Source organism: Acinetobacter sp. ANC_7635 (genome assembly GCF_056779945.1).
Genome location: NZ_JBWYIS010000002.1, coordinates 210,679 through 235,553, shown reverse-complemented (window position 1 = coordinate 235,553; position 24,875 = coordinate 210,679). Strand labels below are relative to the sequence as shown.

Genomic DNA, 24,875 nt, shown 5'->3' with positions numbered 1-24,875 from the left:
AAAATGAATAGCTGTTTTGATCATAACTTTTTCATTTCTTCTTATTTTTTTATTTTAAAAAATTTCCCTATGCTCAAATCATCAAAAAACGACAAACACATAGGAATAATGATGCGTTCTTTTAAAATTGGGGTCATTGCAGCTTTACTTTCAGTCACTTCTGTTTCTACACTCGCAAAAGATTTTTTAAATGTTTCATATGATCCAACTCGCGAACTTTATGACAACTTTAATAAAGAGTTTGGAGCATATTGGAAAAAGCAGACTGGTCAAGATTTGAATTTTAAACAATCTCATGGTGGATCTGGTAAACAAGCGCGTGCGGTAATTGATGGCCTAGATGGAGACGTCGTGACTCTCGCACTCGCAGCAGATATTGATGCGATTGCTGAAAAAACCAATTTATTACCAAAAGACTGGCAGAAAAAATTTCCACAGAACTCTACACCCTATACCTCAACCATCGTGTTTTTAGTCAAAAAAGGCAATCCCAAAGGGATCAAAGACTGGGGAGACTTGATTAAAAATGATGTTGGAATTATTACGCCAAACCCTAAGACATCAGGTGGTGCGCGTTGGAATTACTTAGCAGCATGGGCTTGGGCAAAACACCAACCCGGCGGTAACGATGCTAAAGCACAAGAATTTGTACGAAAAATTTATAAAAATACTAAAGTGCTAGACTCTGGTGCACGTGGTGCAACAACAACTTTTGCAGAGCGTGGCATTGGAGATGTACTCCTAGCTTGGGAGAATGAAGCACATTTAGCTCTTCGTGAACAACCTGGAAAATTTGAAATCATTACACCAACACTTTCCATTCTTGCTGAGCCCCCTGTAGCAATTGTTGAGAAAAATGCGCAAAAAGATGGCAACCTCAATGTAGCAAAAGCCTATTTGAATTATCTGTATTCTCCAGCTGGTCAAACCATTGCTGCCAAAAACTTTTATCGACCACGAAATGCAACGGTACTTTCAAAATATCAATCCGTGTTTAAACCTTTAAAATTAGTCACGATTGATAAAGAGTTTGGAGGTTGGACAAAAGTCCAAAAACAACATTTTGATAATGGCGGGATATTCGATCAAATTGTCAAAGCAAACAGTAATAAATAAATTAAGATTTAAGCTTTAACTTATGGCTTGCCGATCATATTCATGATCGGCATTTTTTTAACAACACACCTAAATCTTTTTTTTTCATATAAAATTCATTTTTAATTATTTTTTATGCATAAAGATTAGATTTATTCTAGCGCCATGTAACAGAATATTTTCTTTTGAGGTTGCCATGCGCTTTTCAGCTAAATTAAAACTTGGGGTTCTCGCAGCTTTTGTTTCGGCTGCTTCGCTTAGCGCTTCCGCTAAAGATTTATTAAACGTCTCTTACGATCCTACTCGTGAACTCTACGTAGAAGTAAATAAAGAATTTGGTGCGTATTGGAAATCTCGGACTGGGCAAAACGTCAACTTTCGTCAGTCACATGGCGGTTCAGGTAAACAAGCGCGTGCAGTCATTGATGGTTTAAATGCAGATGTCGTGACTCTCGCACTTGCAGCTGACATTGATGCGATTGCTGAAAAAACTAATTTATTACCAAAAGATTGGCAGAAAAAATTCCCACATAACTCAACACCCTACACTTCCACAATTGTTTTCCTCGTCAAAAAAGGAAATCCAAAAAATATTAAAGACTGGGGTGATTTAGTAAAACCGGGTGTGGACATTATTACACCAAACCCTAAGACGTCAGGTGGCGCACGTTGGAATTATTTAGCGGCTTGGGCATGGGCCAAACACCAACCAGGTGGAAATGACGCCAAAGCACAACAATTTGTTCAGCAAATTTATAAACAAACTAAGGTCTTAGATTCAGGTGCTCGTGGCTCAACTACAACTTTTGCTGAACGCGGTATTGGCGATGTTTTGCTTGCTTGGGAAAATGAAGCTCATTTAGCACTGCGTGAACAACCAGGTAAATTTGAAATTGTGACGCCAACACTTTCTATACTTGCTGAACCACCTGTAGCGATCGTTGAAAAAAATGTAGAAAAATCAGGCAATAAATATTTGGCGCAAGGTTATTTGAATTTCCTTTACTCACCTAAGGGACAACATATTGCCGCGAAGAATTTCTATCGTCCGCGTAATCAAGCTGTATTAAAACAATATTCATCAACATTTAAGCCATTGAAATTGGTCACAATTGATCAAGAGTTTGGTGGCTGGGCGAAAGTACAAAAAGCTCATTTTGAGAATAATGGTATTTTTGACCAAATTACCGAAGCCAATAACACAAAAAAATAATCAGTGGAGCATGACATGATACATACACTCATTGTACCCGGCGTCGGCGGAAGTGATGAAAATCATTGGCAATCATGGTTGCAACGTCAAGTCATGCCATGCTCACGTGTTCAACAAGATGATTGGAACTTTCCCTTACTTTCAGATTGGATCAATCGTTTTGTAGAAAAAATTTCGCAGATTGATGAACCCGTACAGATTGTTGCACATAGTTTTGGCTGTTTAACGTCAGTCGCTGCTTTGCATCAACACCCAGAAATAGCACAGAAGGTTAAACAACTGGTTTTAGTTGCTCCAGCCAATCCAAGTCGTTTTGGTGAGAATGGTTTTGCTCGTTTGAGTTTGACTGATTATAGTTTTTACTTTCATCAAATTAAGATTAGCGTTCCCACAAAAATGATCATCAGTGAAAATGATCCGTGGTTAGGTTTTGATGATGCAAAAAAACTAGCAAAATCATGGGGTGTAAAGCCGATTAACTTAGGTCAAGTCGGTCATATTAATGTTGATTCAGGATTTGGACCATTTCCAGAGATCTTCGATTTTTTGATTCATGAAAAGTTGTCGAACTATATCAATAGTATTGATAATGGCAAGTTGTATTACAAATTTGCAATTTAAAGTTCGCCACTTATTCTTGATAAATTTTTCAATTCAATTGCTTATTGATTACGGTAAGCTTTTTCTCTCATTTGAGGAGTAGTCATGTCGCAGCGATCCCGAGTGCTGCCAGGATTTGGTCTATCTCTAGGCTTTACCCTAGCATATTTATCTTTAATTGTGCTCATACCCTTGTCGGCTGTTTTTATTAAGTCTTTAGGTATTGGCTGGGAAGGTTTATGGGAGATTTTAAGTTCTGAGCGTATCTTAAAATCATTACAACTAAGTTTCAGTGCTGCACTTATTGCTGCCTTCATTAATGTGGTATTTGGCTTATTACTCGCTTGGTGTCTCGTGCGCTATAGTTTCCCTGGTAAAAGAATTGTTGATGCATTAGTTGATTTACCCTTTGCGTTACCAACAGCTGTTGCTGGGATTGCATTAACATCTTTATATGCTCCGACAGGCTGGATTGGTCAATATCTTGAACCCTTAGGAATTAAAGTCGCTTATAGCCCTATTGGGATTACATTAGCCCTGATATTTATTGGCTTACCTTTTGTGGTTCGTACAGTACAACCTGTACTAAGTGACTTAGAGACTGAACTTGAAGAAGCAGCGTCAGCATTGGGTGCAAATCGACTGCAAATTGTAACCAAAGTGATTTTACCGATTCTTTTCCCTGCATTAATCACAGGATTTGCTCTCGCATTTGCCCGTGGCGTGGGTGAATATGGTTCGGTCATCTTTATCGCAGGTAACCAACCCTTCGAAACTGAAATTGCGCCATTAATGATTATTTCTCGATTGGAAGAATATGACTATGCAGGTGCAACAACGATCGCCGTTGTCATGCTCCTTATTTCATTCGCTATCTTGTTCTTGATTAACTTGTTACAAGCATGGGCGAGTCGTCGTACAGGGAGAACTGCACAATGAGTTTGAATACAAATAGCAATGCTTTAGCGGAAAAATTGCAATCTCGTGATGCGACGCGTGAACCGACTTGGGTTCGTTATACACTCATTGTCATTGCCATGATTTTCTTCCTCAGTTGCTTAATCCTGCCTTTGATTTTAGTTTTTGTTGAAGCATTCAAACAGGGTATCGGCGTTTATGCGCAAGCTTTAGTTCATCCAGACACGTTGTCGGCTGTAAAGCTCACCTTACTAACAGCTGCAATTGCTGTACCGCTCAACGTAGTATTTGGTGTGGCTGCAGCTTGGTCTGTTGCGAAATTTAATTTCCGTGGTAAATCCATATTGACCACGATTATTGATATGCCTTTCTCAGTATCTCCCGTAATCGCAGGTCTGATGTTGGTATTGATGTTTGGTACGCAAGGTTGGTTCGGTGGATGGCTGATGGATAACGACATTAAGATTCTATATGCCGTTCCAGCAATTGTACTAGCAACCATCTTTATTACAGTTCCTTTTGTGGCGCGTGAGCTCATTCCACTGATGGAAGCTCAAGGTACAGAAGAAGAGGAAGCGGCAATCGTTTTAGGTGCTTCAGGCTGGCAAACTTTTTGGAAAATCACGATTCCAAATATTAAATGGGGCTTGATATACGGGGTTATTCTTTGTAACGCACGTGCAATGGGTGAATTCGGGGCAGTCTCTGTAGTATCGGGTCATATTCGTGGAGAGACCAATACATTGCCACTGCATGTAGAGATTCTCTACAACGAATATACCTTTAGTGCAGCATTTGCTGTTTCATCCCTCTTGGCTTTATTGGCGATTGTGACATTGATTCTTAAAACATGGGTCGAAATTCGCCAAGAGAAATTAAGCAAACGTAATGAAGATTCTACAGTTTAAAGGAAGTATCCGATGAGTATTCAAGTTAAAAATATTGAAAAACACTTTGGTGCTTTCCATGCACTAAACAATATCTCCCTAGATTTTCCTGATGGTCAACTCGTTGCATTGTTAGGACCTTCAGGCTGCGGTAAAACGACTTTACTTCGCATTATTGCTGGTCTTGAATCTGCTGACAGCGGTCAAGTGATCCTTGAAGGTCAAGACTCAACGAATGTTCATGTTCGTGAACGTCAAGTTGGCTTCGTATTCCAACATTATGCTTTATTCCGTCATATGACAGTATTTGACAATATTGCTTTTGGTTTACGTGTTCGTCCACGTTCTACACGCCCCTCAGAATCTGAAATAAAAAAACGGGTTACACGACTACTCGATTTAGTTCAATTAGGTTTCTTAGCAGATCGTTATCCAGCACAATTGTCTGGTGGACAGCGTCAACGTATTGCACTTGCACGTGCGCTTGCAGTTGAACCTCGTGTACTACTTCTGGATGAGCCATTTGGCGCACTTGATGCAAAAGTTCGTAAAGAGTTACGTCGCTGGCTGAGAACTTTACATGATGAACTCCACATCACCTCGATTTTTGTAACCCACGATCAAGAAGAAGCGCTTGAAGTTGCAGATCAAATCATTGTAATGAATAAAGGTAATGTTGAACAAATTGGCTCACCTCGTGAAGTTTATGAAAAACCAGCAACGCCTTTTGTATTTGACTTCTTAGGTCAAGCCAATAAGTTCGAAGGTCATAATCAAGCGGGAATCGTACAGATCGGAAATGATCGCATTCAACTGCCTTTAGCTAAAGATGCCCCTGAAGGTAAAGTGATTGCCTTCATTCGACCAGATGAGTTCCAAATTCACGCTCAACCTACAGACAATGCAATTCAAGCAACGTTCTTACGTGAAGTTTGGATTGCAGGAAAAGTGGTTGCCGAACTTCAAGGTCAAGATGGCAATCTCATCGAAATTCTACTTACTCCAGATGAAGCTAAACTGCATGAATTCCGCCCAAATCAATCGGTTTGGTTAACGACTAATACATTGCACTTATTTGCACAAGAAAACGCATAAAAATGTGTAGATGGGGCTTTTATATAGCCCCATCATTTTAAAGGTAACAAAGACTATGAACTTTCAACAATTAAGAATTATTCGAGAAACCGTCAGACAAAATTTTAATTTAACGGAAGCTTCCGCTGCCCTTTACACGTCTCAATCAGGCGTAAGTAAACATATTAAAGATTTAGAAGATGAATTAGGTGTTCAACTATTTATCCGAAAAGGTAAACGCTTATTAGGGTTAACTGAACCTGGTCAAGCTTTGCTCGGTATTGTGGAGCGCATGCTGGTCGATGCAGACAATATTAAAAGATTAGCCGATGATTTTAATCGTGTAGATGAAGGTACATTAACCATCGCAACCACTCATACTCAAGCGCGATATGTATTACCACCAATCGTAAATTCATTCAAAAAATTATTTCCGAAAGTCCATTTGATTTTGCAACAAGCAAGTCCAACTGAAATCACTGAAATGTTACTTTTAGGCGATGCAGATATTGGTATTGCTACTGAGAATCTGACTACTGAAGAAAACTTAGCAAGTGTTCCTTTTTATAACTGGAAACACAGTATTATTACGCCTCAAGGTCATCCACTTACTCAAATAGCATCACGAGAGATTAGCTTAGAACATTTGGCAGAGTATCCGATTATTACCTATCACGGTGGTTTTACGGGACGTTCAAAGATTGATAAAGCCTTTGAAGACTCAGGACTTGATGTTGATTTAGTGATGTCTGCGCTTGATGCTGATGTAATCAAAACTTATGTTGAATTAGGTATGGGTGTTGGGATTGTCAACGATGTAGCATACGATACAGAACGAGATCATCGCTTAAAACAAATTGATACTGATTTATTTGGGGTAAATACCACTTGGATTGCTGTTCGTAAAGGTCATTTATTACGTGGATACGGTTACGAGTTTATTTCGCTATGTGCACCTAGTGCTGATATCAAAGCGTTAAAGCGTGTGGCTTATCCTGAAGATTAACAAGCTACAAATAATAAAGGCGCCTATAGCGCCTTTATTATTTGCATTAACTTGCATAAAAAAACGAGCCGAAGCTCGTTTTTTTAATTGGATCTTACCAGTGGAAGCTCACACCCACTTTACCAACTGGAAGCCATTCGTATTTGTCATCATTACGGATTTTATTTTCTTCAGCTCGTAAGTCAGCTGAAGCATTACCACCCGCTGCATTTACGAATGTTCCATCTTTATCCAATTGCACGTTCGGATTACCGGTATAGAACGCACCAACTTCACCAAAGACACCTATATTTTTAGTAATTTTTGGCGCAAAGCCAAAACCTACATAAGGAGCGATATCATTTTGATAATCAAGTTTACCATTTACAGAACCATTGTAAGAATAATTAGTTCCGTTTATTTCAATAGTGCCGTCAGATGAACGTTTAGTTAAATCGTATTTTGTATCGACATAACCTACACCCGCTGCCATATATAACCCTTGAGCCCAAGGATTTTCACTCGCACCCCAAGGACGAATTTCAGCGTTTAAATAAGCAACGTTATTATCCATATCTAGATCATATTTCGTACCATCAATAGACAAATCATCAGTCCAAGAAATATCACCACCGTTGTAACCTAAAGCAAGACCAACGTATGGGTTAGCAGTCCAAAGTAATGCACCACCGTAACCAGTTGTACCAACTTCAGCACGAACACCAGTAGGGATTAATTGATTAGCTTCAAATACATTACCTGTACGTACAACTTGAGTGTCCGCCATAGCGAAGCCTGAAACAGATAATGCTGTTGTAACAGCGAGTAATTTTAACACTTTCATTTTTTTCTCCTCAAAGAAATGAGTTGTTCTTTAATCATTAATGTGTTCGACTCGGAAGCATCTTAATGGAGATTTCAAAGCTGGTTAATATTCAAATTGATGCTTTTTTGTTATTTTTTGATACAATTTTGATTTAGTTGTTGTTTTATAAATAATTTGCACTTAAGTCTTTTATTAACTTTTATTAACATACTTATAAAGAATAGTCATTATTGTCGGACATTTTTTCAGGATTAATTGTAATTTTTATAATCAATTTAGTGTAAAATCTTTGAAATTTTTTTTGGAAGAGAAGATTATGTCTCAGCTTTCGTCAATCATCGAACAAGCGTTTGAAGATCGTGCAAACTTCACAGCTACAGATTGCCCTGCTGAAATTCGCCAAGCAGTCGAGGAAGCAATTGCTGGCTTAGATAATGGTTCATTACGTGTTGCTGAAAAGATTAATGGTGAATGGGTTGTTCATCAATGGTTAAAAAAAGCTGTTCTATTGTCATTCAAACTTAATGATAATAAACCAATCGAATCATGCGATCTCCAATTCTATGACAAAGTAGACACTAAATTTACAGGTTGGACTGAAGAGCAATTTAAAGCAGCTGGTGTACGTGTTGTACCGCCTGCAGTTGCACGCAAAGGTTCTTATCAAGCTAAGAATGTTGTACTTATGCCATCTTATGTCAACATTGGTGCTTATGTTGATGAAGGTACAATGGTTGATACATGGGCGACTGTAGGTTCATGTGCGCAAATTGGTAAAAATGTCCACCTTTCTGGTGGTGTTGGGATTGGCGGTGTACTTGAGCCTCTTCAAGCGAACCCTACGATCATTGAAGACAATTGTTTTATCGGTGCACGTTCTGAAATCGTTGAAGGTGTAATCGTTGAAGAAGGCTCAGTGATTTCAATGGGTGTTTACATTGGTCAATCAACTAAGATTTATGACCGTGAAACAGGTGAAATTCACTACGGTCGTGTTCCAGCAGGTTCAGTGGTAGTTTCTGGTAGCCTTCCTTCTAAATGCGGTAAATACAGCTTGTATGCTGCAATCATTGTGAAAAAAGTCGATGCTCAGACTCGTGCTAAAACAAGTTTGAACGACTTATTACGCGCTGACTAATTTTTTTATACTTTATAGTATTTGGAGTTACACTCCACATCTCTACGGTTAGTAATAATCGTAGAGATTTTTCTTTTATATAATCTCTATTTTAGTTTGGTTTTGTCGATATGAGTAATTTGCGATCTTCCGCTATTCCTGTTTCTGATCCGTCTGCGGGGTTACGTATTACGGAGATCTTCTATTCATTACAAGGTGAAGCCAACACTTCAGGCTTACCTACAGTGTTTATACGCTTAACAGGTTGTCCACTGCGTTGTACTTATTGTGATACCACCTACTCTTTTGAAGGCGGTGAACGTCAGTCTTTAGAGGATATTATCCAGACCACGCTTGATTTTAAAACACCTTATATTTGTGTTACTGGTGGTGAACCATTAGCCCAACCCAATGCATTACCGCTCATGGAGCGTCTAGCAGATTTAGGCTGTGAAGTTTCACTTGAAACGAGTGGAGCGCTAGATGTTTCAAAAGTGGATCGTAGAGTTTCTAAAGTCTTAGATTTAAAAACACCAACTTCAGGTGAAGACTCACGTAATTTAATGAGTAATTTAGACCATTTAACTCAACATGATCAGATTAAATTTGTCATATGCAATCGTGAAGATTATGAATGGTCTAAACAACAAGTGAATCAATATGAATTGCACAAGCGTGTAAGTACCGTTTGGTTCTCACCTGCGTTTGCTGTAGAAAAAGGTGCTGCAAAGTTACCGCAACTTGCGCGTGATTTAGCACAATGGATCTTAGAGGATCACTTACCAGTTCGTTTCCAGCTTCAATTACATAAGTTGCTCTGGAATGACGAAACAGGTCGTTAAAACGTAAAAAAATAGCTCAAATTAAAACAGTACAGCACTTTTCTGTACTGTTGTTTGAGACAAAATGATCTTTTAGTGTGCTGACACTTTAATGGTCGTGCCATTCAAATTAATCCCTTTCATTGAAATATCCCCAATCTTATTATTTATTGTTGATGCATCCCCAACGCCTACCCCCCATAACATGGCATTAAAACCATTTTGATCTCCAAGACGATTTATTTTGAGTTCCAGTCCATCTGTACGTATCGAACCTGCAACATCGAAATCAAGATTATTGATGCCGAAACGCCCTGGTTGAGTATTTTTTAAATTAATAAATTCTATTCCGAATGCGCCACCACCATCATGATCGTGGACTTTGAAGCCCTCTAAACGTAAGCCGTCTTTAAATATTCCATTCAGTTTTAAAAGACTGCCTTGAGGTGCTGAACCGAGCTGAATATTGGTAGAGAGATTAGATACATAAAATTTCATATTATCCATTATTTTAACGGGGTCACTATAGCCTCGTCCTGTTGGACTAACTTGACCCGATTTACCCACCCAAATATCACCGGTATTAATAATAATATCTTCAGGAACAAATACACCTAAATTCAGAAAAGGGCCTGTAGTACTACTCCCTCCTTGAGCATCGATTTTTAAGGTAATACTAATATCTGCCGAACCAGAAGAAAGTGATAATGGATTCTTACTACGACCATTCGCTGTACCGAAAATTAAGGCACCTGCTTTTGTGTTTCCTTCGTTGTAATCTGGCCCGAATCCACTGTTATCGTGCCAAATCAAATCAGCTTGAATGGGTCCACCTGGTAAAAGGCTAATCGTAATACCATCTTGTGCTGCATATGTTGACAATTCTTGATCTGAAAGCTCCTCAAATGCAAAAGAATTTGTACTGATCAACGCAGCAGTGGTTAAAATTAAAGTATTAATTTGATTCATTTTCATTCCGTAAAAATTATTTTTGTAAGTTTTAATCAAGTATTTGTTAAATTATATTTAATATTTAAACAAAAACAACAACTGTTTAAACTTTATTCGACTCAAAAGAGAGTTTTATCTCATCTTCTAAAACGAACATTTCGTGTTCTTTATAATGATCTCATTTAGTTTTGTGACTTATGCAGATCTATATATTCAAAAAATTTATACCCCATTATTCTTTATATAATCAGTTATAATTCATTTTTTATTTACTTTAATTTTTTGGAGTTCTCCTATGCGCCCTCGTGCCATTGTATTGTTATCAGGTGGTTTAGACTCAACGACTTGCTTGGCTTGGGCGCAAGCACGCTATGAATGTATCGCTTTAAGTTTTATGTATGGTCAACGCTCAACAACTGAATTGGATGCTGCACGTAAACTGACACAACAAGCAGGCGTTGAACATCGCGTGATTAATATAGATTTGGGTAATTTAGGTGGTTCTGCATTAACTGATCATTCCATTGATGTTCCTGATCAAGAACAAGAAGGGATCCCTGTCACTTATGTTCCAGCACGTAATACGATTTTCCTGTCTTATGCACTTGCAGCAGCAGAAGTGTTTGACGCAGAAGCCATCGTAATTGGAATTAATGCGGTAGATTATTCGGGTTATCCAGATTGTCGACCAGAATTTATTGAAGCATTTGCCAATATGGCAAGATTAGCGACAAAAGTAGGTGTGGAAGGAAAACCTCTTAAATTTGAAACACCTTTACTACAATTATCCAAAGCAAATATTATTCGCTTAGGCATCGAACATGGCGTAGACTACAGTCAAACGGTGTCATGCTATCAAGCAGATGACCAAGGACGAGCTTGTGGAAAATGCGACAGCTGTCGTTTGCGTAAACAAGGTTTTGCAGATGCTGGCGTTGAAGACCCAACTCGTTATATACCGTAATAACAGGGTGCCATATATGAAAAATTTAAAATCAAACATTATTCTTTCAGCGATTGTTTCTGCTGCAGCACTTTTCGGTTCTGCAGCTCAAGCAAATGAGCCGAATAATAAAATGCAGCAAGCCTACAAAAGTACTAACGTAAAATCTGCACTGATTAATGTTTGTAAGGAAGAAACTGCTAAAGGGAACAAGCTTTCTGCTACTGAAGTCAGCAAATATTGTACATGTGCAATTGAAGCAGACGGCAAGCTAACTAATGCTCAAAAATGGGAAATCCAAAGTGCGATTAACCAAAAGAAAAGCCCTTCTACTTTAGCTATCGTGAAGAAACAGAACGCTGATCTTCAAGCATGCTTCGGCCCACAGTTAACGTCTAAGCTACAGTCGTTAACAGAGGAAGCAATGAAAGCAGCACAAGCTAAAAAATAATCGCAGTTTACATAAGATAGCCACCTCGTGTGGCTATTTTTTTTGAATTCCCCTATAAATGTAGTGACAAATTTTGAGGAAAAGATAATGTCTACGGAAACGATTAGTTTACCCAATCAAACATTCCCAACGACTACAGGTTCTGTGAATTTAACTGAGTTGAATACAGATTGGCTCATCATTTATTTTTATCCAAAAGATTCAACGCCTGGGTGTACAACGCAAGCTGTTGGTTTTTCATGTTTGAAAGATCAGTTTGATGCGCTTCATACCACTATTTTCGGTGTTTCTAGGGACTCAGTGAAAGCCCATCAAAACTTCACCGAAAAGCAATCTTTAACAATTGATTTGATTAGCGATAAAGAAGAAGTGCTTTGCCAACACTTTGATGTGATTAAAGAGAAAAATATGTATGGAAAAAAAGTGATGGGGATTGAGCGCTCAACTTTTATTTTTCAACAAGGAAAACTCGTTAAAGAATATCGTAAAGTCAAAGCTGCAGGGCATGCTGAACAAGTGCTTGAAGATTTAAAAGCTTTGCAAAACTAATAAAAAAACCCACGATTGACGTGGGTTTCATCTACTTATAATTTTTTTTAACTACAATTAGAAATCAAAGCTTACGCCAAGTTTATAAGTTCTTGATCCACCAATCAGCGCATAATTCGAGTTAAAAGCACCTTCCCAATATTTTTTATCTGTAATGTTATCAACATTAGCTAAGAACGTCGTATTCACGCCACCAAGCTTGGTCTTATAACGTGCACCTAGATCGATGACGGTATAATCTGGAAGTTGCAAGGTATTGGTATCATTTAAATACTGTTCGCTGACATAACTTGCTCTGGCATTTAAATTTAATCCTTCGAGTTGTGGGACATCATAATCCACCCCAAGCGTTGCAGTAAAATCAGGTACACCAAAAACTTGATTTCCTTGATTCATTTGAGCTTTGGAATATTTTGCATCAATATAAGCCATACTTCCCATTAGGTTTAAATCTTCAGTAATCGCTCCAGAAAATGACCACTCAATGCCGCGTGATCGAGTTTCAGCACCATCTGTTGTAATTTGATTAATTGTTACACCATTTTCTGTATAAGGTTCAATCGACTTGCTCATCGTGCTTGGTTTTTCAATTTGATAAAGTGCCAGCGTATTCAGCCAAGTTCCATGCTGATGTTTTGCACCTAACTCATATTGCTTTGTCACAAACGGCGCAAAAGTGACTTTGTCGTTTGCATCATTGACATTATCAACGGTCGATCCTTCTGATAACCCTTCTACATAGCTTGCATATAGTGACAAGTCTTCACCAAAAGGTTTAACGACGATCCCTAAACTTGGTGAAATACGGTCTTCTTGGTAATTTTTTTTGGTCTGTAAATTATTCGTTTCAATATCTTGATAACGAGCGCCTACAATCAATTGAAGCTGATCATTCAATAATGAAATTTGATCAGTCAATGTATAACTGATGTACTTATTATCTGCTAAAGGTGCAATTTCTGGACGCTGTAAAGGCATATTGCCTTTTTTACTTGGGTCATAAAGATTGGTGTTAAAATCTACAGGAGGAGCTCCACGTCCTTTATGTTGATCCGATTTTTTATTTAAATAATCTGCACGCAATCCAACATTATGCTGTATTCCAGCAGTATCAAATTTTCCTTCAACCCCAATGTGTGCTGTTTTATTTTTTTCATTTGCACCCACTCGGTAATATTGGGAAGAGGCATCGCCGTCCTCATTCTTTACGATCATTCGTGTACCGAATAAATGACCATCATATGATTTTTCAGCATATCCTAGACCAGCAAAGGTTTTCAAATAGGGAGTAAATTGATATTCACCTGATAAGCTAGCAAATTTACTGTCAGAATTCCCTTCTAACCACGGAAAATAGTTTTGGCCACCTTTAGGCGGTGCAATGACTTTGTTAACTGTATCTTTTCCACCCAGTGCAACCATTGTTGGTGACCCACCATCGCGATTTTGCTTAATAGCATAACTATCAAAATTAATTTTAAGTTTATCCGTAGTGTAATCCGCAGCGATGGAACCAAGAACTAGGCGATCATTCATATCATTAATGATATGTTCACCATCACCATATGTACCATTGACCCGGACACCAAACTCACGGTTTGCACCAAATCGTCTTGAGACATCAATACCTGATTGATAGTAGCCGCCATCTTGGTATTCTGTGTTTAGTCTTGTGATGTCTTTGTCAGCGCGTTTAGAGTTGGCAATGACCACACCACCAACGCCTCCATTCGGTGCCATACCAGCGACAATTGCATTTGGTCCTTTCAAAACTGTCACTGATTCTAAAAATTCAGTCGGCACTTTTCCGTATGGTGCAACACCATAAAATCCGTTGTAGTTCATATCCTCATGATTTAAGTCAAAACCACGAATTTTGAAGTTTTCGTTTAAATGACCTTGATTTGTCGTCAGTCGAATACTGGCATCATTTTTTAAAACATCACCTACGGTGGATGCCTGTCTTTCTCGTATTAATTGCTCCTCATATTGCGTTACAGTGAATGGTGTATCGATTAATTTTTTTTCACCTAAAGCACCCAACTTAGATACATTGCTTAATTTTCCATCTGCATATGCATTTATCGCTTCAGCTTGTGTTGTAATCGTAGGAAGTTGGTTTTGATCATTTGCCCATGTGATAGTCGCTATACCGCCACTCATCATAAGAACACTTACAGATTGAGAGAGTAATTTGATACTGTAATTTTTCATTTTCGGAACAATTAATAATAATGAGAATCATTATTATATGATTCTCATTATTATATTTATGTGAGTTTTTGTTCATTAAATGTTGTTATCTAACGACGTACAAGCTTTAGAGGAATTTATTTAATCAATATTCATATAATTAAGTTATAGGCGATGTACCACATGATTAGAGCAATCAAAATATCCAAGGCTTGCCATGCGCGGGGATTGTGAAAGTAAGCTGATAGATATTGCGCACCAAAACCCAAACTAAAGAAAAATAACCATGATGCCGTGATCGCACCTATGGCAAACGATAATAAGTGATCTTCAAATTGCGTCGATATTGCGCCTACAAGCACGACAGTATCTAGATACACATGGGGATTCAGCCATGTGAATGCCAAGCAAAAGAGAATAATTTTAAACCATGAAACAGCCGTATGATGATCAAGACACATCGATTTTTTGGTCGAAAATGCTTGATAAAAATGATGGGCACCATATACCACTAGAAATGCGGCACCACCCCATTGTGCATACGTCATTATTTGTGGATGGCCTGAGATAAACTTCCCAAATCCAAATACGCCAGCCAAAATTAGAAGTGAGTCTGAAAAGGCACAAATGAGGCAAATGGATAAAACATATTCTTTTTTTAAGCCCTGTTTAAGCACAAAAGCATTCTGAGCACCTATCGCCATAATCAAACTTAAACTCGTTACAAAGCCATTAAACAGTACGAATAAAGACATAAAACACCTAATATTTATCATTAGGCGGATTATGAACAATTCAATCTTAAATTGAGTATTATTAAATTAATATTAAGTTCATTAAGTTTTATTAAATCATGATTTTCAATTATAAAGACTGTGTCGCGTTTATCACCGTGGCGGAAACTGGAAGTTTTGATCTGGCTGCTAAAAAGCTTTGTCTCTCTGCGGCTGCAATTACTCTTCGAATCCAACAATTAGAACGGCAGATTGGGCAAACATTAATCCTGAGAGAACGACCTTGTCGTGTGACACATTCAGGTGAAATATTGCTTGAACATTTATTAAGGCAAAAGCGTCAAGAAGAAAATGTTCTGCAGCTTATTCAGGGAAAAAGTCAAAATTCTGAGTTTTATAAAATTATCATTGGAACGAATGCAGATTCATTAGAAACTTGGCTTTTGCCTGCGATTGCTGAAAAGTTAATAGAGCATAAAATCACAATACAACTTCGAATAGATGATCAGGATCATACGCATCAATTAATGGAATCAGGCTATGTAAATGCATGTATAAGCGCTGAATCCCAACCCATGACAGGTTGCCACTCAGAATTTTTGTTCACGATGCGTTATCAAATGGTGTGTACGCCAGAATTCAAATTAGCATGGTTTAAAAACGGACTAAATCGCGATTCCTTTCGCTGTGCGCCTGCGGTCATCTTTAATGATAAAGATCATTTACATGAAACGGTTCTACTCAATCAATTTGGATTACCGCAATCTAGTTATCCATATCATTATGTCCCCTCCTCAAAGTCATTTGTCGATGCAATCCAACTCGGTTTAGGCTATGGCATGGTGCCTGAACTGCAAATTCAAGACTTACTCGATCAAGGACAATTGATTTGTTTGTTGCCTGAGGCAACACAAGACGTTGATCTATATTGGCATCATTGGAAACAGCAGTCCCCACAACTCAAACATATTACTGACATACTCATGACACTAAAAAAGCAGTGAGTGAATCACTGCTTTCTTTTCATCGATTTAGTTGGCTTTCCACTGCCCTTCAAGCTTGATATTCACTTTTTCGCCAATTCCACCAATCGCTTTGCGCATACCAAAATCACTACGGTTGATGACTGTTGAAGATTGTACATTCAACACATTTGGATTCGATGCATTTGGAGTTAAAGTTGTCTCAAATGAAACTGGACGTGTCACACCACGCATAGTGAGTTGTCCATCAAATTTGTATTTATTATTTCCTAAAGCACGAATTTGATTACTTTGAAAGGTCACAGTTTTATATTTGCTTGCATGAAAGAAACTGTCACCAAAGACCATATCCTTTAAAGAGTTTTTGCTCAGTTTAAGGCTATTCACATCCATCACAAATTTAGCTGAACCTTGATTAGGCTGTGCCGGATCAAAATTCATCTGTGATTGATACTTTTGAAATTGCCCATTTACAATCGACATTCCTGCAGATCGGATATCAAAGCTGATCTTACTGCTAGGTGATAGTGTCCATGTTTGCGCTTGAGCAAAAACAGAAGCAGACAATAGCACTGTGGCCAAACTCATTTGTGTAATAGTACGCACGATTTCCCTCGGTTTTCTTGTGTTAAACACAATCATTCAATTGATGCACTCAAACTTGTACTGTCTTGACGTTGGTATTTAGTTTTAAGTTGTTGGTAAATTTCTGAATTTTGAAACGCTTGTAAAAATTGAATGGTTCCGTGGGGAAGTTCTTTTTCCATAATTTCCCCCCGATAGTATGCTTCGCGAAGTGGTGTTGCAGAAATTGCACCTTTTAAACTATCAAGTTCCAACATCTCCCATTCTGGGAAAAATTTTAGATAATAGGATGAGTCATCTTTAAAGTGACCGATTAAGCCAACTTGATCATTTGGCTGTACTACACTCGCCACTAAAGATTTGACCAATTTTTGCCATTTTTTATCATTATAAACATCAATGACGTGTACAAATTTGATTCTTGCCTGTTGATCAGGAGAAAAGTTAGACAAAATCATCTGTTCACGTTCAATAGCTAAAAATGGATTTTTTATATTCCGCTCTAATTGAGCAGAACCAAGCGCTAAAATAACATTCTGGCTATGCGTTAGCGCAATTTTAATGGTTTCCATATGTGCCAAATGAAAAGGCTGAAAACGTCCGATATAAACCAAATAATCAAATTTATAATTCATCGCCAAGTCACGTTTATGAACTGATCAGTTATGTCACTCTTCGCCAGAATACGACATAATAGATTTCATAAAATCTATATTAATTGAAAGCAAGGATAGTACGATGTCATTAAGTTGTATTCAACAACCTCATGAGCATTTAAATGCAAAATTAGAAGATGGTGTGCTGACCTTGGCGATTAATCGTCCTAAAGCCAAAAATGCATTATACGGCGAATTATACCTATGGATCGCCAAAGCCTTTGATGAAGCAGACAAAGAGCAATCCGTTCGTGTGGTCATTTTACGTGGCGAAGATGCAGACTTCAGTGCTGGTAATGATATGCAAGACTTCATGAAATCTGCGGCGATGAAAGATCAAATTCGTCCAGAAGATGGTCCTCCTTTTGTGCTTTTAAAATCTGCTGCTAAATTTTCTAAACCACTGATTGCTGCGGTACGTGGTGTCGCAATTGGTATTGGCGTAACGATCTTATTGCATTGTGACTTAGTTTATGCAGATAACACTGCTTTGTTCCAAATTCCATTTGTAAGCTTAGGTCTTTCACCTGAAGGCGCATCTAGTAAATTACTAGCACGTCAAGCAGGTCATGTGAAAGCAGCAGAACTTTTATTAACTGCTGATAAATTCGACAGTGAAAAAGCATTGGCTGCAAACTTGATCAACAGTATTGAATCTGACGTTTATGCAATTGCCGCTCAAAAAGCCACTCAACTGGCTTCACTACCACTTGCTTCTCTAGTGCAATCTAAAGCCTTAATGAAACATGATGTTGATGAGATCGTGTCCTGGATTGATCATGAAGCAGTAATCTTTATGGGGCGCGTCGGTTCTCCAGAAATGATGGAAGCTGTACAAGCTTTTATGCAAAAACGTAAACCTGATTTCACACAATTTAATTAAGCTAAAAGATCCGAGTCTCACGGCTCGGTGAATACTCTCTATCTAAGGAATGGATCATGACGACTGAAAAAAAACGCTACTACGAACCTGCACCACAAGGCATTGATGTTGAAAATTTCAAAAAGGTCGTGACCAGTCGTCGATCTGTTCGGAAGTTTACAGAAAAACCTATACCGTCTGATATCCTCGATCAATGTTTAGATTTAGCACTCTTGGCCCCTAATTCATCTAACTTACAACCTTGGACTTTTTATGTTGTCCAAAATCCTGAAAAGAAACAAAAGATTGTAAAAGCGTGTCTAAATCAATGGGCTGCGCGCACAGCGGCTGAATTGATTGTCTGTGTCGCACGTACAGATCGAATTAATGAAATGGCAAAGCTGAATATTCAAGAATTTCCATTTCCTGAGATTCCTCCACTCGTCAAAAAATATTACACCTATATTCCACTGAATTATAAAACGGGTTACTTAAATGCAATTGGTAACTTTAAGAAAGTAACTTTCAAAGTAGCACGTACTTTTGACAAACAAATGCCTGTTACCGCTTTTACACCTGCGGATGCCAAACTTTGGGCAGCGAAGACAACAGCTTTAGCCTGCGAAAATCTTGTACTCGCGCTCAGAGCTTATGGATTCGACAGTTGTATGATGGAAGGTTTTGACGAACCTTTAGTATGTAAAACATTGGGGCTCAATGCTAAAGAGTTTCCAATTATGGTCATTGGTGCGGGAGAGCGTGCTGAAGATGGTGTGTTCTTCCCACAATATCGTTTCGATCGAGACTTATTTATTCAAAAAGTTTAAATGTAATATCACACATTTTTGATGACTTATTTTTCGTGTTGACACTTCAAACAATTGCTTACTGTTTGTAGTGTCAATTTTTTTCTTTTATCTCGATTTATATTTTTGATTGTATTTTTCCAAAAATGATTTTAAGCCAAAATATTAATTGAGAATAAGATGAAAATTAAACTTCCCTCAAGCATTGTTAAACATATAGATCATTCAGCTCTAGTAAATGGTCAAGCTTTTGATCCAAACACTGCGATCCACACACCTCTCGGAAAATATACCTGTGTACACTACGGGATCATGATTCCCAATCTACCGGCCCCATTCAACTTCTTAAATATGATTGTGGTTGCAGGACAACCTCTCGTTAAAATATTCAGAAATTCTCATTTAATAAAAACTTCAGATTTAGATACCGCAAATCTATTAATTGGTACTGCTGCAACGCAGCCTAATTTATTTTCTGGATATAGTATACAGCATGAATGTTTACTGGCGACTAATGGTCAATATCTCAAATTCGGTAATGACTTAGTTATAGAGGTTAACTACCCAGACATTAAAGCAACTCGCCAAGGTCATGCTTTCAATTATGAACTTAAATTAAAAGCGACTGATAAAATCGCACATTTCGTTAAACTCGCCGGAAGCATGTATGAACATTGGTCACTGCTTTGTGAGTACCAAGGATATTTAGAAATCGATGGACAGAAAACTCAAGTTCAAGGTCTATGCACCTTCGAATATGCACGTGGTGTCAATATCAACATTCCCATTCGATTTTTTACTTATCAAATCTTAAATATTAATAACCACACTCAAGTCTTATTTGTGGACACTCATGGTCCAATGGGCTTAGTTTTGCAAAGTCGTGTTTACGTTCGTTCTGTAGATCATCATGGAGGAATATACGAACGAGGGCTTGAATCTGTGGTGCATGAATATGAGCCTGAACCTGTAACTACACCAAATGGCATTAAAATGCGTTTACCTCGAGTCTTTGAATGGAAAGTCAATGATGATCAAGGCAATCTTCTGATTTCTATTTATGGCAAGGCTAATGGCGACTTTAAATATGGTATGGCTGGCGGTTATGCAGGTAGTTACCAATATTCAGGTCAATTCAAAGGTCAGCATATTCAGGGTCGAGGTTATATTGAGTATATTGATCCTATAAGCAATTAAGCGCTTCAAAATAAACTTTCAATAATTAAGCCTCATGAGATGGGGCTTTGACATTTAAAGACATGTTCATTCATTCAAATTATTTCTAAACTCATTTCAACATTATAATTTCAGCATTTTAAACTGAGGATAGAGCATCCTTAGTTTTTCCAATGCATGACTTGAGTCTTGAATATCGGTATGAGCGCAAGAAAAAGTAAAATCAGAACCGATGCTGGTATTTTTCCAAGCATGGTATACGAGACAATGCAAAATATGGGCGTTGATGTGGATTTAATATTTTCGCAATTAAATGCGTTACAACATCCAATCGACTATCCTCAACGCGATTTAAGATATGACAATCGTGTTCAAAAAAAATTCTGGGAACTCACAGAAGTTATTACACAAAATTCCAATATTGGTTTAACTGTCGGTCACCATCTCCCCACTTTTCGTGGTCAACTTTTTGAATACATTTTTTTAAGTAGTGCAAATTTTGGCGATGCATTAAAAATAGCAATGAAATACTATCAATATTTCACTACAGGATTGGACATTGAACTTCACATAGAAGATGACACCGTTACCCTAAAAGGTTTTCATCACCCTGTCCGTCATTATTTAGAATGTACGATTACCATTGTTTTATCTTTTTTTGATTATATCAGTCAGGGAAAATTTCAAGCACAAGAAATTTGGCTCAGCTACGACAATACAGAATTTCAGGACTTATATCATGAGCTATGGCATTGCCCAGTTTATTTTAATCAGCCTTATGGTTGTATAAAATTCAAAGCAGAAATTCTAGAATATGCCTCTCCGTCTGCTCAGCCTGATTTATTTCTGTTACATCAAGCTATCATTGAGAAGCACATTGAACTTGTAGATAAACATGAACTAGTCATTCAAATTGAAGAGGCTTTAGGCGAACAACTAAAATTAAGACAATTCGCTCTAGAAGATATCGCAAGAATTCTTAAACTCTCCCCGCGTAAAATCCAAATTTCACTCAAAGATATTGGAACGAATTACGAGAATGTTCTAACGTCATTCAGACAAAAACTTGCTCGTCAGTTACTAGCGAAAACCGCACTCAAACATGATGAAATTGTCTATTTAACAGGGTTTTCAGAGCCATCAGCCTTTTCTCGAGCCTTCAAATATTGGACAGGAGAATCTCCATCCTCGTATCGTCAGCGCATACAAAATTCAACCTATCATGGGTCAATAGAAATAATGTGTAAGAATTCAAAAGCTGGTTCTTCATAAGGATGACTGGCTTTTAATGCACGTGCCACTTCTATGGCTTTATCTTCAGGCACAATAGTTTCTACACGCCACTCTTCAACTTGTTCAAGCTCTCCGACTTGACCTATAAATGGTTGAGCCCCATTGACAGGTTTAAATTGACCTAAGCCCTTGACCTGCCAAGCGCATTGCTCATAATCACCGATCCCGCCTGCACCTGCTTCAAATACTGCCTGTTTCGTCAACTCTAGATGTGATTCTGGTACAAAATAGATCAGTTTAAGCATGAATAACCTCTTCCACTCTATTCCGCTCTGTTGTCATTTGCATAAGGGCTTCCGTAATCATTTTCAATGCAATATTGTTTGAATGACGATGATAATTCGCATATAGACCAAGCTGTGGTAATTGCTCATCTGTTTTCACAATTTTGATATTATGATTTAAAAACTTCAGGAGGTATTCGGGAGCAAAACTAAATCCCATTCCCAAATTAATCAGATTGATATGCTGTAATACATTAGTCACCCACAGCATTTGATCATCCATCTTTTCGAAGGGAACTAGAACATTTAATTTGTCATAGAATATTGGTGAAGCATTTTGTTCACACATAATGACTGATGAATTTTTTAATTCTTGTAGTTTCAATGTCCGTTCTGAAGGATGAAGATTGTCTGCAGCCACCAAATAAATTTGTTCTGTCAAAATATGGATATCTTCATAATCTGAATGATCCATTTTGTATCGAGTAAAACATATATCAAGTTCAGCATTTCTAAGTTTTTGTATTTGCTCAGTACAAGTCAAACTGTGTAAATGAATTTTAAGATTAGGAATATTCTTTCTTAACTGCGCCAGAATGCTAGGCATCAGTTTCAGTTCAGCCACATTCAAAAATCCAATGTGAATCTGATTATTCTTTTGCTGAGCGACCTGTCTAGCTGCAGCTACAGCTTGCTTGGCATTGTCCAGCGTCAAAGCTGCGTATTTTAAAAATGCTTCCCCCTCATCAGTCAGTTTAACTTTACGAGTGGTCCGATCAAATAAAGTAACACCGACTTCCTGTTCAAGATCTTTAATTTGCTGACTGAGTGATGGTTGTGCGGTATAGAGCTTTTCGGCAGCTTTAGTAAAGCTTTGCTCTTGAGCAACAGTCATAAAATACCGTAAATGTCGTAATTCCATATCTCAATCAGCCCATCGTGCATAAGTGCACGTTCATTACTTTGAATTTTATATAGATCGATAGTTTATATGAATACGACTATAGATCACTGCACTTTTTTTCTAGACTGACTCAATTCAAAAACTCTCCCCATGTATTCAATTCATTTAGGAAAAAGCATGTCTCAACATTTTGACACTGATGTTCTTGTCATTGGTACTGGTCCTGCTGGTTCAACTCTGGGGCTTGCACTTGCCAATTATGGCATCAAAGTTCAATTGTTTACCCAGTTTAATTGGTTAGCCAACAGTCCTCGTGCACATATTACTAATCAACGTGCCATGGAAGTCCTCCGTGATTTAGGTATCGAAGAACAGGTGAAGCAAATCGCAACGCCCTGGGAACACATGGGTGAAAGCCTGATCACAACCAGTTTAGTCGGTGAAGAAATTGCTCGTATCAGTGCTTGGGGTACAGGCGATGAACGTCATGGCGATTATATCAAAGGAAGTCCATGCCCTTTAGTAGATCTTATCCAACCTAAAATGGAAGCGCTACTCGTTAAAAATGCGGCTGAGCGAGGCGCTATTTTTAACTTCAATACTGAATATTTATCTCACGTACAAGATGAACACGGCGTGACTGCAACATTCCTCAATCATATTACCAATACCGAATTTAGTTTACGTGCAAAATACTTGGTGGGAATGGACGGTGCACGTTCAAAAGTTATTGAACAATTGGGATTACCACTTGAAGGCGTGATGGCACGGGCAGGTACAGTGTATGTGACCTTTAAGGCGGACTTATCTAAATACGTACAGCATCGCCCTGCGATTTTGCAATGGATTGTCAATCCTGAAGCAAGTTTTGGTGATTTAGGTATGGGACTATTGCGTGCCATCACCCCATGGAATGAGTGGATTATGGGTTGGGGCTTCGATATTTCTAAAGGCGAGCCTCAAGTAACTGCAGAGCAAGTTCGCGCACGTTTAGATGCCTTCGTTGGTGAGCATGTTGAAGATGTTGAAATTCAAAAATTGTCTTATTGGTACGTGAACCAAAGATGGGCAACTGAATATTCGAAAGGTCGTGTATTCTGTGGTGGTGATGCAGTGCATCGTCACCCACCATCAAGTGGTTTAGGCTCAAACACCTGCATGCAAGATGCCTTTAATATCGGTTGGAAACTTGCATATGCAGTTAAAGGTTGGTCTCAACCTACGCTTCTCGATTCTTATACCGTTGAACGTGCGCCTGTAGGTAAGCAAATTGTTGCGCGAGCCAACCAATCACGATTTGATTATAAACACCTCAAAGAAGTTTTTGGTTTTGATCAAGGTGTAACGACCCAAAAGCAAATGCTGGAACGTATTTTTGCAGAAAATGAGCAAGGCGCTGAAATACGTACAAAACTCTACAACGCATTAGCAATCAAAAATTTTGAATTTAATGCTCAAGGTGTTGAACTGAATCAGCGTTATAACTCAAACGCTGTCATCTCTGAATCAGAACCTGAAGTCTTTAAACAAGATGAACAACTTTACCTTCAAGCCACTACACGCCCAGGAGCAAAAGTACCGCATACTTGGCTCATCAATGCTAAAGGTCAAAAAGTTTCAACTTTAGATATTACGGGCAAAGGTCATTTTACCTTACTCACAGGCCTCTCAGGCAAAGGCTGGAAACAAGCTGCTGAACAGCTTAATCTTGAGTATTTAGATGTTATTCAAATCGGTTCAAGAGATTATCGTGATGTCTATGGTACATGGAATGCGAAGTCTGAAATTCATGAGTCTGGTGCTGTTTTAGTACGTCCAGATGGCTATGTTGCTTGGCGTTATCAAGACAGTACCAATGAATCTTTTGATTTTGAAAATACTCTGAGAGCAGTACTGAAACAGATTCAATTGATCATTTAACTAATAAAAGCCACCAAACGGTGGCTTGCTAACTTGGATGAAATTTCATACGAATATCAGCATCAGTGAAGAAAGGACTTTATGATGGTAGTCAAAATTTGTTGGATAC

General features: G+C 38.2%; 26 protein-coding genes. 18 read left to right on the top strand and 8 right to left on the bottom strand.

Features of this window, described 5'->3' with window-relative positions; genetic code table 11:
* Positions 1-108 precede the first annotated feature (108 nt).
* The 7 genes from AC1M89_RS05065 to AC1M89_RS05035 all read left to right on the top strand — a co-directional run bounded on the left by AC1M89_RS05065 (position 109) and on the right by AC1M89_RS05035 (position 6,793).
* Entirely contained in the window at positions 109-1,116 is a 1,008-nt protein-coding gene (locus AC1M89_RS05065) for a sulfate ABC transporter substrate-binding protein (RefSeq protein ID WP_481595967.1), read from the top strand.
* A 175-nt stretch (positions 1,117-1,291) separates the two neighbouring features.
* A complete protein-coding gene (locus AC1M89_RS05060) occupies positions 1,292-2,308 on the top strand; it encodes a sulfate ABC transporter substrate-binding protein (protein WP_481613997.1) in 1,017 nt (338 codons plus the stop codon).
* A 15-nt stretch (positions 2,309-2,323) separates the two neighbouring features.
* A complete protein-coding gene (locus tag AC1M89_RS05055) occupies positions 2,324-2,929 on the top strand; it encodes an alpha/beta hydrolase (protein ID WP_481613996.1) in 606 nt (201 codons plus the stop codon).
* A gap of 84 nt (positions 2,930-3,013) precedes the next feature.
* Positions 3,014-3,847, top strand: a complete 834-nt coding sequence (cysT, locus tag AC1M89_RS05050) for a sulfate ABC transporter permease subunit CysT (protein WP_035267202.1) — start codon at positions 3,014-3,016, stop codon at positions 3,845-3,847.
* The gene (gene cysW, locus AC1M89_RS05045; protein WP_481589027.1) at positions 3,844-4,734 is read left to right on the top strand and encodes a sulfate ABC transporter permease subunit CysW; all 891 of its coding nucleotides are present in this window, start codon (positions 3,844-3,846) and stop codon (positions 4,732-4,734) included. The genes cysT and cysW overlap by 4 nt, the downstream gene beginning before the upstream one ends.
* A gap of 12 nt (positions 4,735-4,746) precedes the next feature.
* Complete coding sequence (locus tag AC1M89_RS05040) at positions 4,747-5,808, top strand: sulfate/molybdate ABC transporter ATP-binding protein (RefSeq protein ID WP_481609883.1); 1,062 nt, start codon at positions 4,747-4,749, stop codon at positions 5,806-5,808.
* Between the two features lie 55 nt (positions 5,809-5,863).
* Entirely contained in the window at positions 5,864-6,793 is a 930-nt protein-coding gene (locus AC1M89_RS05035; protein WP_481591412.1) for a CysB family HTH-type transcriptional regulator, read from the top strand.
* A gap of 94 nt (positions 6,794-6,887) precedes the next feature.
* Here AC1M89_RS05035 and carO read toward each other — a convergent pair whose 3' ends face one another.
* Positions 6,888-7,616 (bottom strand): ornithine uptake porin CarO, encoded by a 729-nt coding sequence (gene carO, locus AC1M89_RS05030; RefSeq protein ID WP_481609884.1) that lies wholly within the window; start codon positions 7,614-7,616, stop codon positions 6,888-6,890.
* Positions 7,617-7,914: 298 nt separating this feature from the next.
* On the opposite strand from carO, the gene dapD reads away from it, so the two are divergent.
* Entirely contained in the window at positions 7,915-8,736 is an 822-nt protein-coding gene (gene dapD, locus AC1M89_RS05025) for a 2,3,4,5-tetrahydropyridine-2,6-dicarboxylate N-succinyltransferase (RefSeq protein WP_035267212.1), read from the top strand.
* A 110-nt stretch (positions 8,737-8,846) separates the two neighbouring features.
* Entirely contained in the window at positions 8,847-9,557 is a 711-nt protein-coding gene (queE, locus tag AC1M89_RS05020; protein WP_092767073.1) for a 7-carboxy-7-deazaguanine synthase QueE, read from the top strand.
* 72 nt (positions 9,558-9,629) lie between these two features.
* On the opposite strand, the gene filA is transcribed toward queE, so the two are convergent.
* Positions 9,630-10,505 carry a putative pilus system protein FilA gene (gene filA, locus AC1M89_RS05015; protein WP_481587782.1) on the bottom strand — a complete coding sequence of 292 codons (876 nt, stop codon included), beginning with the start codon at positions 10,503-10,505 and terminating at the stop codon, positions 9,630-9,632.
* A gap of 277 nt (positions 10,506-10,782) precedes the next feature.
* On the opposite strand from filA, the gene queC reads away from it, so the two are divergent.
* From queC to AC1M89_RS05000, 3 genes are all read left to right on the top strand, one after another.
* Positions 10,783-11,451 carry a 7-cyano-7-deazaguanine synthase QueC gene (gene queC, locus AC1M89_RS05010; RefSeq protein WP_180028449.1) on the top strand — a complete coding sequence of 223 codons (669 nt, stop codon included), beginning with the start codon at positions 10,783-10,785 and terminating at the stop codon, positions 11,449-11,451.
* A gap of 16 nt (positions 11,452-11,467) precedes the next feature.
* Positions 11,468-11,881 carry a hypothetical protein gene (locus AC1M89_RS05005; RefSeq protein WP_481590297.1) on the top strand — a complete coding sequence of 138 codons (414 nt, stop codon included), beginning with the start codon at positions 11,468-11,470 and terminating at the stop codon, positions 11,879-11,881.
* An 87-nt stretch (positions 11,882-11,968) separates the two neighbouring features.
* Positions 11,969-12,430 (top strand): peroxiredoxin, encoded by a 462-nt coding sequence (locus AC1M89_RS05000; RefSeq protein ID WP_481613995.1) that lies wholly within the window; start codon positions 11,969-11,971, stop codon positions 12,428-12,430.
* 57 nt (positions 12,431-12,487) lie between these two features.
* Here AC1M89_RS05000 and AC1M89_RS04995 read toward each other — a convergent pair whose 3' ends face one another.
* Both AC1M89_RS04995 and AC1M89_RS04990 read right to left on the bottom strand, forming a co-directional pair.
* Complete coding sequence (locus tag AC1M89_RS04995) at positions 12,488-14,644, bottom strand: TonB-dependent receptor (protein WP_481613994.1); 2,157 nt, start codon at positions 14,642-14,644, stop codon at positions 12,488-12,490.
* Between the two features lie 131 nt (positions 14,645-14,775).
* Positions 14,776-15,378, bottom strand: a complete 603-nt coding sequence (locus tag AC1M89_RS04990; protein ID WP_481613993.1) for a LysE/ArgO family amino acid transporter — start codon at positions 15,376-15,378, stop codon at positions 14,776-14,778.
* A 101-nt stretch (positions 15,379-15,479) separates the two neighbouring features.
* Here AC1M89_RS04990 and AC1M89_RS04985 point away from each other — a divergent pair, with 101 nt between their 5' ends.
* On the top strand, positions 15,480-16,361 hold the full coding sequence (locus AC1M89_RS04985) for a LysR family transcriptional regulator ArgP (RefSeq protein ID WP_481614022.1): 882 nt from the start codon (positions 15,480-15,482) through the stop codon (positions 16,359-16,361).
* A 27-nt stretch (positions 16,362-16,388) separates the two neighbouring features.
* Here the strand turns inward: AC1M89_RS04985 and AC1M89_RS04980 are convergent, their stop codons facing one another.
* Together AC1M89_RS04980 and AC1M89_RS04975 are read right to left on the bottom strand one after the other, a co-directional pair.
* Positions 16,389-16,946, bottom strand: coding sequence for a YceI family protein (locus tag AC1M89_RS04980; protein WP_481591406.1), 558 nt, complete (start codon positions 16,944-16,946; stop codon positions 16,389-16,391).
* A gap of 32 nt (positions 16,947-16,978) precedes the next feature.
* Positions 16,979-17,560 (bottom strand): nicotinate-nicotinamide nucleotide adenylyltransferase, encoded by a 582-nt coding sequence (locus tag AC1M89_RS04975; protein ID WP_481597373.1) that lies wholly within the window; start codon positions 17,558-17,560, stop codon positions 16,979-16,981.
* A gap of 103 nt (positions 17,561-17,663) precedes the next feature.
* Between AC1M89_RS04975 and AC1M89_RS04970 the strand changes: the two genes are divergently transcribed.
* The 4 genes from AC1M89_RS04970 to AC1M89_RS04955 all read left to right on the top strand — a co-directional run bounded on the left by AC1M89_RS04970 (position 17,664) and on the right by AC1M89_RS04955 (position 21,697).
* Positions 17,664-18,464, top strand: a complete 801-nt coding sequence (locus AC1M89_RS04970; protein ID WP_481613026.1) for an enoyl-CoA hydratase-related protein — start codon at positions 17,664-17,666, stop codon at positions 18,462-18,464.
* Between the two features lie 56 nt (positions 18,465-18,520).
* Entirely contained in the window at positions 18,521-19,270 is a 750-nt protein-coding gene (locus tag AC1M89_RS04965; RefSeq protein WP_481589018.1) for a nitroreductase family protein, read from the top strand.
* A 159-nt stretch (positions 19,271-19,429) separates the two neighbouring features.
* Entirely contained in the window at positions 19,430-20,446 is a 1,017-nt protein-coding gene (locus AC1M89_RS04960) for a DUF6670 family protein (protein WP_481613992.1), read from the top strand.
* Between the two features lie 168 nt (positions 20,447-20,614).
* Entirely contained in the window at positions 20,615-21,697 is a 1,083-nt protein-coding gene (locus AC1M89_RS04955) for a helix-turn-helix domain-containing protein (protein WP_481613991.1), read from the top strand.
* Here AC1M89_RS04955 and AC1M89_RS04950 read toward each other — a convergent pair.
* Positions 21,646-21,963 (bottom strand): YqfO family protein, encoded by a 318-nt coding sequence (locus AC1M89_RS04950; RefSeq protein ID WP_092767083.1) that lies wholly within the window; start codon positions 21,961-21,963, stop codon positions 21,646-21,648. The genes AC1M89_RS04955 and AC1M89_RS04950 overlap by 52 nt on opposite strands.
* Positions 21,956-22,864 (bottom strand): LysR family transcriptional regulator, encoded by a 909-nt coding sequence (locus AC1M89_RS04945; protein ID WP_481613029.1) that lies wholly within the window; start codon positions 22,862-22,864, stop codon positions 21,956-21,958. Before AC1M89_RS04945 ends, AC1M89_RS04950 begins: the two co-directional genes overlap by 8 nt.
* 159 nt (positions 22,865-23,023) lie before the next feature.
* On the opposite strand from AC1M89_RS04945, the gene AC1M89_RS04940 reads away from it, so the two are divergent.
* Positions 23,024-24,766 (top strand): FAD-dependent monooxygenase, encoded by a 1,743-nt coding sequence (locus AC1M89_RS04940; protein WP_481613990.1) that lies wholly within the window; start codon positions 23,024-23,026, stop codon positions 24,764-24,766.
* The last annotated feature ends 109 nt before the right edge of the window (positions 24,767-24,875 follow it).

Bases quoted from the DNA above. Each gene is read 5' to 3' on its own strand.
- AC1M89_RS05005 (WP_481590297.1), top strand. From the start codon at position 11,468: ATGAAAAATTTAAAATCAAACATTATTCTTTCAGCGATTGTTTCTGCT.
- filA (WP_481587782.1), bottom strand. From the start codon at position 10,505: ATGAATCAAATTAATACTTTAATTTTAACCACTGCTGCGTTGATCAGT.
- AC1M89_RS04950 (WP_092767083.1), bottom strand. From the start codon at position 21,963: ATGCTTAAACTGATCTATTTTGTACCAGAATCACATCTAGAGTTGACG.
- AC1M89_RS05065 (WP_481595967.1), top strand. From the start codon at position 109: ATGATGCGTTCTTTTAAAATTGGGGTCATTGCAGCTTTACTTTCAGTC.
- AC1M89_RS05040 (WP_481609883.1), top strand. From the start codon at position 4,747: ATGAGTATTCAAGTTAAAAATATTGAAAAACACTTTGGTGCTTTCCAT.
- AC1M89_RS05055 (WP_481613996.1), top strand. From the start codon at position 2,324: ATGATACATACACTCATTGTACCCGGCGTCGGCGGAAGTGATGAAAAT.
- AC1M89_RS04975 (WP_481597373.1), bottom strand. From the start codon at position 17,560: ATGAATTATAAATTTGATTATTTGGTTTATATCGGACGTTTTCAGCCT.
- AC1M89_RS05000 (WP_481613995.1), top strand. From the start codon at position 11,969: ATGTCTACGGAAACGATTAGTTTACCCAATCAAACATTCCCAACGACT.
- cysT (WP_035267202.1), top strand. From the start codon at position 3,014: ATGTCGCAGCGATCCCGAGTGCTGCCAGGATTTGGTCTATCTCTAGGC.
- AC1M89_RS04970 (WP_481613026.1), top strand. From the start codon at position 17,664: ATGTCATTAAGTTGTATTCAACAACCTCATGAGCATTTAAATGCAAAA.
- queE (WP_092767073.1), top strand. From the start codon at position 8,847: ATGAGTAATTTGCGATCTTCCGCTATTCCTGTTTCTGATCCGTCTGCG.
- dapD (WP_035267212.1), top strand. From the start codon at position 7,915: ATGTCTCAGCTTTCGTCAATCATCGAACAAGCGTTTGAAGATCGTGCA.
- AC1M89_RS04995 (WP_481613994.1), bottom strand. From the start codon at position 14,644: ATGAAAAATTACAGTATCAAATTACTCTCTCAATCTGTAAGTGTTCTT.
- AC1M89_RS04990 (WP_481613993.1), bottom strand. From the start codon at position 15,378: ATGTCTTTATTCGTACTGTTTAATGGCTTTGTAACGAGTTTAAGTTTG.
- AC1M89_RS05035 (WP_481591412.1), top strand. From the start codon at position 5,864: ATGAACTTTCAACAATTAAGAATTATTCGAGAAACCGTCAGACAAAAT.
- carO (WP_481609884.1), bottom strand. From the start codon at position 7,616: ATGAAAGTGTTAAAATTACTCGCTGTTACAACAGCATTATCTGTTTCA.
- AC1M89_RS05060 (WP_481613997.1), top strand. From the start codon at position 1,292: ATGCGCTTTTCAGCTAAATTAAAACTTGGGGTTCTCGCAGCTTTTGTT.
- AC1M89_RS04945 (WP_481613029.1), bottom strand. From the start codon at position 22,864: ATGGAATTACGACATTTACGGTATTTTATGACTGTTGCTCAAGAGCAA.
- AC1M89_RS04960 (WP_481613992.1), top strand. From the start codon at position 19,430: ATGAAAATTAAACTTCCCTCAAGCATTGTTAAACATATAGATCATTCA.
- AC1M89_RS04940 (WP_481613990.1), top strand. From the start codon at position 23,024: ATGTCTCAACATTTTGACACTGATGTTCTTGTCATTGGTACTGGTCCT.
- AC1M89_RS04965 (WP_481589018.1), top strand. From the start codon at position 18,521: ATGACGACTGAAAAAAAACGCTACTACGAACCTGCACCACAAGGCATT.
- queC (WP_180028449.1), top strand. From the start codon at position 10,783: ATGCGCCCTCGTGCCATTGTATTGTTATCAGGTGGTTTAGACTCAACG.
- cysW (WP_481589027.1), top strand. From the start codon at position 3,844: ATGAGTTTGAATACAAATAGCAATGCTTTAGCGGAAAAATTGCAATCT.